Below are 9165 nucleotides of genomic sequence, written 5' to 3'. Positions count from 1 at the left end.
GGTGAAAAGAAATGCCTGTTGTTGAGCTGGAGAAGAGGAAAGGCGAGCCCGGCCGGATTTTTTACACCAGGGGGCGGTTTGAGGCGCCTGTTGTCGAAGAGCAGCCTGAACGCGAAGAGATCACTGTCCTGATGGATACTTTGCAGAAGGGGGACACCTACAGAAGCCTCCAGGCGGCCGGAGCCCTGGGGAGGATCGGGATGCCGGCGGTCGAACCGCTGGTGCAGGCCCTCACCGACACGGCGACGACTGCCCGATGGAGGATCGCCATCGCACTTGCCAGCGTGGGTACACCTGCCGCCGAAGCCCTGATCGAGGTCGTGAATGCCGGGAAGGATCCCGCGGCGAACCCCGCGATCTGGGCACTCGGCAGGATCGGTGACCCGCGTGCCGTGGAGCCCCTGATCACCGCCATGAAGGCCGGACGCACCGAAAGCAGCCGTGCCCTGGCGGCGGCGGCGCTCATGAAAATGGGGCACCCTGCCGGCATTGCCGCGGTGGAGGAGGCACTCCCGGCGGCGGACGAAACCGTCAGGGCGTTCGTCCTCGAAGAAGTGCACAGAAACTGAAAAAACCCATTTCTGTTTTTTTGGGAGGAGGCATCGACGTGCCCTGTGGTTGTATTCATGTGTCGGGCCGCATCACTCTGGCGTCAAAAGACGTGCCGCTCGCAGCTCCGCCCTGGCTTTCAAGAGCATGAGTAGGTATCATGCCCCCTTCCGCACCACATACCGCTGGTGCACCCGTTCCCGCCCGCACGAGACGAACGGGTAGTCCCGCTCCCGCAGGTATGCCAGGTAGTCCGCGGGCGTCGCCTCTTTTATATCCCGGCGGCGCCACCCTCTATCGATGATCCCCGACCACTTCACCTGCGACACCGTTTCCTGGGAGCGTTCGGTCAGGCTTTCCCATCTGCTCGCCGCCCATATCCGGGCCTCGGGCTTCAGGCCCGACATCGTCGTTGCCATCGGGCGCGGCGGGTATGTCCCGGCCCGCATCGTCTGCGACGACCTTCTGATCAGCAATCTGACCGGCATCAAGATCGAGCACTGGGGAATCGCCGCACAGATGCATGAGGAGGCGGTGATCCGCTACCCCCTCGCCGCCGAGATCTCCGGTCAATCCGTGCTCATCGTCGATGACGTCACCGATACCGGCGAAACGCTCCGTCTGGCGGCAGACTATCTGCGGGCCCGCAACCCCCGGGAGGTGCGGACTGCCGTCCTCATCCACAAGGGCACATCAGACCTCCAGCCCGGGTATCATGCAGAGTATGCCGATGCCTGGCAGTGGGTGATCTTCCCCTGGGCATTCCATGAGGATCTGGTCGGCTTCGTGGAGCGGGTGCTCTCCGATGTCCCGACAGTTACGGCGTCCATTGCGGCGCTCCTTGCAGGACGGTTCGGTATCTGGGCGGAAGATGAAGAGATCCTGAAGGCGCTCGACGATCTGGTGGCGATGGGGGGGGCGGTGCGGGAACCTGCCGGATATCGGCGTGCGAAATCAAAATAGCGTGATAGGGCGATCAGGGGGAAATAGGGCTGCGAATGCAGGTTTTCGAACAGGCCGGAATGCCGGTCGACGTCTGTCCTGAACCTTCCGCGGCGGTTCTGACGGCATCGACCAGTTCCCGGAAGAAGAGATCCCCTTCCCTGTTCTTCCGGATGACCCGCTCGACCCCGGCGGCGAATGCCTGCGATTCAAGCCGATCGGTGCCGCTCCCGGTTACCATCAGGAAGGGTATGGGATTGCCGTCTCTCCTGATGGCGTCGAGAAATGAGATCCCGTTCATGCCCGGCATATTGAAATCGGAGACGCAGACGTCGTAATGTTCGGACATCAGTTTCCTGAGGGCCATGATCGGGGAAGGCACCGTTGAAACCGAGACGTTGTCCATGCTCTCAAGATAGAGGCTCATTGTCCGGAGGAGGTCTGCATCATCGTCCACCATGAGGACCCGTAGTGTCGCCGTGCCGGGGATTGGCATGGCTTCTAATGTTCGTCGTCAATATATATTTGTTTCTGTATTGTTTGATTTAAAAAGGGGCTGAGATATATTTTTATTTAGTATTGACTTTCAAATATGTGTTTAACGTCTTTTAAGATTCTTCAATCGGATGAGATCAGTAAATCTCCAGAATTGCAATTGATTCGAAAATAATCGAACTTATAGTATCTTTTATCTCTTCAGAGTGTGATGTACGCCTTCATGAAGCAACTGGCCACAGGAGCGGCGGTCCTCCTCCTCTGCGCCTGCCTCTGCGGGGCAGGGTGCACCTCAGGAGGGGACCGGACGGCAGACGACACACCCGCCGGCACAACGGAGGTCGGGATGGCGAATCCGTCCGCCGTCTGGTGCGATGAAATGGGATATGACTACGAGATCCGGAAAGACGCTGACGGAAACGAGTACGGCGTCTGCATCTTCCCCAACGGCACCGAGATGGATGCCTGGGAGGCCTACCGTGCTGCCATGACTGCCGGGGCACCTGCGGTTACCCTGAACGAGAGTGCCGACGGCACGACCGTTGACCTGACGGAGGGGGAGAGTGTGACGATCGAACTTGAGGAGAACCCGACAACCGGATATCAGTGGAATGCAACGGTCTCCAACGGTCTTGTCATCGTGAGCGACACCTACACCGTGGACGAGCATCCCGCCGGTATGGTCGGTGTCGGGGGCACCCGTACCTGGGTGGTCCGTGCGGACGGGAGCGGTATTCAGACCTTCTCGGCAGTATATCATCGACCGTGGGAGAACGTCACCGCCACCGACACCGCCTTCTCGGTCACATTCAATGTCGCCGGGGCATAACTCCCCTATCCTCTCTTTTATCCTGCCCTTTCATATAGGAGAAGGGCCATGCACTGCTCCATGAAGGTTGTGGGATTTGTCGGAAGCCCGAGAAAAGGGGGCAACACCGATATCCTTGTTGGCCATGCCCTGAAGGGGGCGGTAGATGCAGGTGCCAAACGGACCGTGGTCCACCTGAACGATCTGGCCTTCCGTGACTGTCAGGGGTGCGGCTACTGCAAAAAGGCCGGGGAGTGCAGGCTCAATGACGGCATGGACGATATCTACCCGCTGGTGCAGGAATGCGACGGGATCATTCTGGGCACACCCATCTACTTCGGGATGCCGACAGGGACGGCAAAGAGTTTCATCGACCGCTGGTATGCCTTCCTCAATGCCGACTTCTCATCGCGGATCCTTCCCGGAAAAAAAGCCGCCCTGATCCTGCCGCAGGGGGATGCGAACCCGGATGTCTATGCCCCGATGGCCGCCCACCTCTCGGCGACGATGGAGTTTTTCGGCCTCAGGGTGGCGGCGCCGCTCATTGTTCCCGGTCTTCTCGAGCCCGGCGAGGTGGAGGACGACAGTGCCATGATGGACCGGGCCTACGCACTCGGGCGATGGCTGGTCTCGGAGTGATCCCCGCCATTTCCGCATGCGGCGGCATAGGCCTCGGCCGAGCGGCAGAACCGCCCCCGGTCTGAGGAGTATTCGCGGTGGAGGAGAAAGATCCTGGCGGCGTCGCCCACGGCACGGTGCGGCATGATATAGGGCGAGAAGCGGGGCGGCACCGGATACCGGTGGTGATGCGATCGGATCGCCGCCCCCTCATGGGCGAATCCGATCATACAGGCGGCCCGGTCAAGGGAGATCAGGTCTTTGAGTCCGAGTGTTGCCCCCACGTCCTGCTGGATGTCTGAGCACGGGTAGGGCGAGAGATCGAACCCCGCCTGTTTCAGTGCCCGGCACTCCAGCCCGCGGGCAAAGAAACAGAACGCCGTCGGCCTCTCCTGCCGGCAGAGATCCTCCATGAAGCCCGAGAGTTCGTCGAAGAGTGCCGATGCCGACCGCCGGGCCCGGCGCCACCCCTCCCGTTTCAGTCTATGACGCGGGTCATACGGTGACATGATCTTCCTCCTGCCGGGGTTTGCCACATGGGTGCTCACCCCCGTCCGCCTGCCCAGGGCGTCGGTCCGGTTCTGCCAGATCTCCACCTCGAGGTCCTCTCTGCACTCCCATCCCCCAAATATGGGACGGTCCTCTGAATGGTCATAGACGACGACCCCCGCCTCGATTGGCATGGAGATACAACGGTGCGTCCCGTAGGCGTAACCGAACTCCAGGTCGACAAAGGCGGTCCGGCCCCTGCCGGTATTCGTCATTCTTTCTTCACAAATGCGCTCTTGCCGGCGCCGCACCGGGGACAGACCCAATTTTCAGGCAGTTTTTCAAAGGGCGTGTTTGGCGGGATGTTCTGGGTATGGTCGCCGGTGGATGGGTTGTAGATATAGCCGCACTTTGTGCACTTGTACATGTCCATGATGGGGTAGGGGGAGGGATGACGGTAAATAGATTGTGCCCCTCAGTCCAGACGGCGGTGCCAGACATGCATGCTCTCGCATCTCCCGCAGATCTGGGTGTTGTTGATCAGCGTGCCCGAATAACGGTAGCCCGCACCGGCAAACAGGCGGTTGACCGGATACCATGCCGCCCGCGCAATGGTGTAGGCCGTCCTGATCCCTTCGTCCCGTGCCGCTCTCTCCATCCTCTGCAGGAGCGCGGACGAAAGTCCGCGGCCCCGCCATGCCGGACGGACGGCAAGGTCGGTCATCTCCGCATTCCGGCCTTCGGGATCGATCTCGGCCGATGATGCGGCCACGATCCCGTCATCCGCCTCTGCAACAAAAAACCGGACATGGTCTGCCATCGCCCGCCTGAGATATGCCGGATCGTCGATCGGGAAGGGATAGGTTTCGAAGGTGCCGGCATACAGGTCTGCCACCGCATCCGCATCCGCCGGTCCTGCCTCGCGGATCCGGCACCCCTCCGGTATGGCGACGCTCCTCTCTCTCTCGCCGCTCCCGAGCAGGGAACGCTCGACGGTGACCTTGGGGTCTGTTGACCGTCCGGGATCGAGAAAGAGGGCGGCAAAACACCCGTCCTCCTCCCCGCCGTAGAGTCCCGGGATGGCGGCTTCAAGATGGAAACCGGCGGCATAGAAGGGATCGCATGCTCCTGCCGGGATGCGGGCGATCACCTTGGTATAGCCCTTCTCCTGTGCAAGGGAGATGAGTCGGGCGGGCATCTCCCCCTCGTCGCCCTGTGCCAGGTGCATCAGGTAGACGCGTCTGTTCGCCGGACCGTGCTGGAGGAGCGAGTCCCCGATCCTCGTGACGGTGTCAGGCATCCGTGCGGCGCTCCATCCGTTCGGTGTTCTCCGGGACAAGCGTGGAGGTGTCGTCGAGATCTGAGAGGAGGCGTGCGATCCCGACCTGTCCGGGCTCTTCGGCATTCTCCTCCCTGAGCTGGAGGGTGCAGTCCGGGCAGTTCCCCTCACAGTAGATCGGGCGGTAGTTGGCGGGTTCCTGATAGGTGGTGATCACCCCCTCGTAGTTGCGGAGCACCACCTTGTGGTCTGACCACGAGATCAGGTAGTTTGGCGTCAGCGGTATCTTTCCGCCGCCGCCCGGTGCATCGATCACATAGGTGGGAACGCAGAACCCGCTCGTATGCCCGATCATGTTCTCGATGATCTCCACCCCCTTTGCCACCGATGTCCTGAAGTGGGAGAGCCCTTCGGAGAGGTCGCACTGGTAGAGGTAATAGGGTCGGACGCGGTTCTTCACCAGTTTGTGGGCAAGGGTGCGCTGCAGGCGGGGACAATCGTTGACGTTTGCGAGCAGGACGGTCTGGTTGCCGAGCGGTATCCCGGCATCGGCGAGACGGCGGAGCGCTTCTTCGGAGGATGCGGTGATCTCGGCCGGATGGTTGAAATGGGTATTGATCCAGAGCGGCTGATGGCGGGAGAGCATGGACACCAGTCCGGGCGTGATGCGGTAGGGCAGCACGACCGGGATGCGGGTGCCGATCCGCACCACCTCGACGTGGTCGATCGCATCGAGTTCGGTGAGGATATGGTCGAGGAGATCGTCGGGGAGCATGAGGGGATCGCCGCCCGAGAGGAGGACATCTCGGATCGCCGGATGGGTCCTGATGTAGTCCAGACCCGCCTCGATCTCCTCTTTTGAGGGGATCGAATCCACATCGCCGACCCGCCGCTTTCTGGTGCAATGCCGGCAGTACATGGCGCAGACGTTCGAGACCAGAAAGAGCACGCGGTCCGGGTAGCGGTGGGTGATGCAGGGCGCCGGGTGGTCCCGGTCCTCCGCCAGCGGGTCGGAGAGATCATAGGGTTCGACCTCGAGCTCCTGTACGGAGGGGAAGCACTGCATGAATATGGGATCGTTTCGATAATCGTCCCGATCGATAAGTGAGAGATAGTATGGTGTGACGGAGAGCGGGAACTGCTCCACCGTCTGCTCAAGGACTTCACGCTCATCCGGCGGGAAGGTGATGCCGAGGGCCCGCTCGAAGGTTGTAATGTCGCGGATCGCATGACCGGTCTGCCACCGCCAGTCGGTCCACCGCGCAACGGCGTTGTCCGGGGTGATACGGTCTGCGATTTCCTGTTCCGTGGTTGTATCGCTGATCATCTGAATCCTCCGTTATGAGCTCTATTAGCGACCATAGATATAGTGAATCGGATAATTTATTATACGATTAATTCTGGCGAACCGGGTTCTTCATGGGCTTTTTTTGGTCTCGGGCTGCGGCGTGCTCCTCTCAAAAATCCCGTGAACTGGCCGTATTTCCATGAGATGGCGAGGTTCTGCCCCTGCATTCGTCGGGGTGGATTTATCGCCGTCCGTGCACAACCTCTGGGGAGGATGTATTATCATCTCATCCTCACCGACGACTGCAATCTCTGCTGCACCTACTGCCGCGGAAAGGATTTCGAGGAGAACGATATACCAGAAACAGAGGTGGCGGTCGACAGTGATATACCGCCAGATCTCTCGTATGACCTCCCCGACCTCTACCGTTTTCTCCGCCGGGATCCCGAGCCCGTGCTCACCTTCTACGGGGGCGAGCCCCTGCTCAGGATCGCCCTGATCCAGGAGATCATCGATGACGCTCCCGCCTGCCGCTTCATGCTCCAGACAAACGGCGTCCTCCTCGACCGCCTGGACCCCTCCTATGCGGGTCGTTTTTCCGCCATGTTCATCTCGATCGATGGTCCGGAGGCGCTCACCAACGCCCATCGGGGTGCCGGCGTCTACCGCCGGGTGATGGAGAATGTACGGGGGATGCGTCGCGCCGCTCCGGCCCCGGAGATGATCGCCAGGATGACCATCACCGAGAATACCGATATCTATAGTGCGGTCCTCCATTGCGCCGACCTCCCAGACCGACCCTTTGACGCCGTCCACTGGCAGATCGATGCCAACTTCTGGGGCGACTGGTCGCGCCGCTCCTTTGCCCGCTGGGCGGAGGAGTGCTACAACCCCGGCATCCGCCGTCTCGTCGGAGAGTGGCTTGAACGGATGGAAACCGGGAGGGTGGAGCGCTGGTATCCCTTCCTGGGCTGTATGGCCGACCTGCTGGAGGGGACGGAGAGTGCACTGCGGTGCGGCTGCGGCTCTGCCTGCTATACGATCATGACCGACGGGCGGATCGTCCCCTGTCCCTGCATGGTCGGCATGAACGACTATTATCTCGGTGATATCCGCACCGCACGCCCGGACCGCCTCCCTGTTGTTGCAATCGGCGGTGAGTGTGCCAGCTGCGATCTGCTTGGCTTCTGCGGGGGGCGGTGCCTCTACTCAAACGTGCTGCGTCCGTGGCCCCCTGAGGGGCGGGCGGCAGTCTGCGGAACGGTCAGGAACCTCCATGAGGCGCTGACGGAGGTGCTCCCGCGGGTGCGCCGTCTGATCAGGGAGGGGACTGTCGGTGCTGATGCCTTTGCATATGAACGGTATAACGGAGCCGAGATCATCCCCTGACCGGAGGTGAGAAGAGGCATGGAGGAGAGATCATATCAGATGTCCGGCACCCTCGACCGCTATCTCAGGCAGTGTGTGGCGGTGGATGGCGGGCGCACCGAGGTGGAGAGCGTCCGTTGCGGGGGGGAGAGCGTCCCCCGCTACATCAACGAGTTCTGGACGTCCCGGCAGCGCCAGGCCTCATCCATCCATGAGGTGTCGTACCGCGCCTGTTTCAAGCCGCAACTCCCCCGTTTTTTCATCAGACTCCTCACATCGGCCGGCGATCTCGTCTACGATCCCTTCAGCGGTCGTGGGACGACGGCGGTTGAGGGCGCTCTCCTCGGGCGCAGGGTTGCGGCGAATGATGCAAACCCCCTCTCGGCAATTCTCGCCGCCCCGAGGCTGGAGCCTCCGGCGCTCGATGAGGTTGAGGCACGACTTTCGGCGATCCCCCGGGATACGGGTGAACGGGCGGAGATCGATCTCTCGATGTTCTACCATGAGAGGACCGAGGCCGAGATCGTGGCCCTCCGCCGCTACCTGATGGAGCGGGGCAAGAGTGCAGATCCGGTCGACCGCTGGATCCGGATGACGGCCACCACCCGCCTCACCGGGCATTCAAAGGGTTTTTTTTCGGTCTACACCCTCCCGCCGAACCAGGCGGTCTCGCCCGAGAGCCAGCGGCGGATCAATCAAAAGCGGAACCAGTGCCCCGACTACCGCGACACCCATGCCCTGATCCTGAAAAAGAGCCGCGCTCTCCTGAAAGATCTCACGGAGGCGGAGCGTCGCTCGCTCCGGGAGGCGGGGAAGAGCGCCCTCTTCCTCACCGGCGATGCCGCCTCGACACCGTCCATCCCCTCCGGTTCTGTGGCCCTCACCGTCACATCGCCGCCGTTTCTGGATGTCGTCCAGTATGCGCGGGACAACTGGCTGCGCTGCTGGTTCAACGGGCTCGATGCCGGTGCCATCGCCGCCGGCATCACCACCGCCCGCACGGTCGGCGAATGGGAGAGGGTGATGGAGGAGGTGTTCAGTGAACTCCACCGGATCACCCGTCCGGGCGGCTGGATCGCCTTCGAGGTCGGCGAGGTGCGCAACGGCAGCATCGCCCTTGACGAGCATGTGGTCCCCCTGGGTGCGGCGAGCGGGCTGATCCCGGCCGGGATCGTGCTCAACCGACAGTGCTTCACCAAGACCTCCAACATCTGGGGCGTGGCGAACAATGCCCGCGGCACCAACACCAACAGGATCGTGCTCTTCCGGAAAGATGTGTAGGCGGCGCGGGACGCCGGTCGCTATTGATCCAGCTCCGTGTCCATGGGA

12 protein-coding genes are annotated in these 9165 nt (G+C 61.7%); 6 read left to right on the top strand and 6 right to left on the bottom strand.

The window, feature by feature from the left end; all coding sequences use genetic code 11:
* The first annotated feature begins 11 nt into the window (after positions 1-11).
* Positions 12-569 carry a HEAT repeat domain-containing protein gene (locus CUJ86_RS06740; RefSeq protein WP_130646788.1) on the top strand — a complete coding sequence of 186 codons (558 nt, stop codon included), beginning with the start codon at positions 12-14 and terminating at the stop codon, positions 567-569.
* 138 nt (positions 570-707) lie between these two features.
* On the opposite strand, the gene CUJ86_RS11825 is transcribed toward CUJ86_RS06740, so the two are convergent.
* Positions 708-869 (bottom strand): hypothetical protein, encoded by a 162-nt coding sequence (locus CUJ86_RS11825; protein WP_165394806.1) that lies wholly within the window; start codon positions 867-869, stop codon positions 708-710.
* On the opposite strand from CUJ86_RS11825, the gene CUJ86_RS06735 reads away from it, so the two are divergent.
* Complete coding sequence (locus tag CUJ86_RS06735) at positions 850-1512, top strand: phosphoribosyltransferase (RefSeq protein WP_130646787.1); 663 nt, start codon at positions 850-852, stop codon at positions 1510-1512. The two genes, CUJ86_RS11825 and CUJ86_RS06735, sit on opposite strands and share 20 nt — an antisense overlap.
* 13 nt (positions 1513-1525) lie before the next feature.
* On the opposite strand, the gene CUJ86_RS06730 is transcribed toward CUJ86_RS06735, so the two are convergent.
* Complete coding sequence (locus CUJ86_RS06730) at positions 1526-1987, bottom strand: response regulator (protein ID WP_130646786.1); 462 nt, start codon at positions 1985-1987, stop codon at positions 1526-1528.
* A 222-nt stretch (positions 1988-2209) separates the two neighbouring features.
* On the opposite strand from CUJ86_RS06730, the gene CUJ86_RS06725 reads away from it, so the two are divergent.
* Positions 2210-2815, top strand: a complete 606-nt coding sequence (locus CUJ86_RS06725) for a protease inhibitor I42 family protein (RefSeq protein WP_235855600.1) — start codon at positions 2210-2212, stop codon at positions 2813-2815.
* 60 nt (positions 2816-2875) lie between these two features.
* The gene (locus CUJ86_RS06720) at positions 2876-3433 is read left to right on the top strand and encodes a flavodoxin family protein (RefSeq protein WP_165394805.1); all 558 of its coding nucleotides are present in this window, start codon (positions 2876-2878) and stop codon (positions 3431-3433) included.
* Here the strand turns inward: CUJ86_RS06720 and CUJ86_RS06715 are convergent.
* The 4 genes from CUJ86_RS06715 to kamA are packed head-to-tail and all read right to left on the bottom strand — an operon-like array spanning position 3400 to position 6507.
* A complete protein-coding gene (locus CUJ86_RS06715; RefSeq protein WP_130646783.1) occupies positions 3400-4176 on the bottom strand; it encodes a hypothetical protein in 777 nt (258 codons plus the stop codon). The genes CUJ86_RS06720 and CUJ86_RS06715 overlap by 34 nt on opposite strands.
* The gene (locus CUJ86_RS06710) at positions 4173-4334 is read right to left on the bottom strand and encodes a rubredoxin (RefSeq protein ID WP_130646782.1); all 162 of its coding nucleotides are present in this window, start codon (positions 4332-4334) and stop codon (positions 4173-4175) included. The genes CUJ86_RS06715 and CUJ86_RS06710 overlap by 4 nt, the downstream gene beginning before the upstream one ends.
* 42 nt (positions 4335-4376) lie before the next feature.
* Positions 4377-5201, bottom strand: coding sequence for a putative beta-lysine N-acetyltransferase (gene ablB / locus CUJ86_RS06705; protein WP_130646781.1), 825 nt, complete (start codon positions 5199-5201; stop codon positions 4377-4379).
* Complete coding sequence (gene kamA / locus CUJ86_RS06700) at positions 5194-6507, bottom strand: lysine 2,3-aminomutase (RefSeq protein ID WP_130646780.1); 1314 nt, start codon at positions 6505-6507, stop codon at positions 5194-5196. The genes ablB and kamA overlap by 8 nt, the downstream gene beginning before the upstream one ends.
* Positions 6508-6741: 234 nt before the next feature.
* Between kamA and CUJ86_RS06695 the strand changes: the two genes are divergently transcribed.
* Both CUJ86_RS06695 and CUJ86_RS06690 read left to right on the top strand, forming a co-directional pair.
* Positions 6742-7857, top strand: coding sequence for a TIGR04084 family radical SAM/SPASM domain-containing protein (locus CUJ86_RS06695; RefSeq protein ID WP_130646779.1), 1116 nt, complete (start codon positions 6742-6744; stop codon positions 7855-7857).
* An 18-nt stretch (positions 7858-7875) separates the two neighbouring features.
* Positions 7876-9117 (top strand): DNA methyltransferase, encoded by a 1242-nt coding sequence (locus CUJ86_RS06690; RefSeq protein WP_235855599.1) that lies wholly within the window; start codon positions 7876-7878, stop codon positions 9115-9117.
* Positions 9118-9165 lie beyond the last annotated feature (48 nt).

It is taken from the genome of Methanofollis fontis, assembly GCF_004297185.1.
GTDB lineage: Archaea > Halobacteriota > Methanomicrobia > Methanomicrobiales > Methanofollaceae > Methanofollis > Methanofollis fontis.
This window is presented reverse-complemented; position numbering and strand designations above follow the sequence as displayed.

Bases quoted from the DNA above. Each gene is read 5' to 3' on its own strand.
- CUJ86_RS06740 (WP_130646788.1), top strand. From the start codon at position 12: ATGCCTGTTGTTGAGCTGGAGAAGAGGAAAGGCGAGCCCGGCCGGATT.
- CUJ86_RS06735 (WP_130646787.1), top strand. From the start codon at position 850: ATGATCCCCGACCACTTCACCTGCGACACCGTTTCCTGGGAGCGTTCG.
- CUJ86_RS06730 (WP_130646786.1), bottom strand. From the start codon at position 1,987: ATGCCAATCCCCGGCACGGCGACACTACGGGTCCTCATGGTGGACGAT.
- CUJ86_RS06725 (WP_235855600.1), top strand. From the start codon at position 2,210: ATGAAGCAACTGGCCACAGGAGCGGCGGTCCTCCTCCTCTGCGCCTGC.
- CUJ86_RS06720 (WP_165394805.1), top strand. From the start codon at position 2,876: ATGAAGGTTGTGGGATTTGTCGGAAGCCCGAGAAAAGGGGGCAACACC.
- CUJ86_RS06715 (WP_130646783.1), bottom strand. From the start codon at position 4,176: ATGACGAATACCGGCAGGGGCCGGACCGCCTTTGTCGACCTGGAGTTC.
- CUJ86_RS06710 (WP_130646782.1), bottom strand. From the start codon at position 4,334: ATGGACATGTACAAGTGCACAAAGTGCGGCTATATCTACAACCCATCC.
- ablB (WP_130646781.1), bottom strand. From the start codon at position 5,201: ATGCCTGACACCGTCACGAGGATCGGGGACTCGCTCCTCCAGCACGGT.
- kamA (WP_130646780.1), bottom strand. From the start codon at position 6,507: ATGATCAGCGATACAACCACGGAACAGGAAATCGCAGACCGTATCACC.
- CUJ86_RS06695 (WP_130646779.1), top strand. From the start codon at position 6,742: ATGTATTATCATCTCATCCTCACCGACGACTGCAATCTCTGCTGCACC.
- CUJ86_RS06690 (WP_235855599.1), top strand. From the start codon at position 7,876: ATGGAGGAGAGATCATATCAGATGTCCGGCACCCTCGACCGCTATCTC.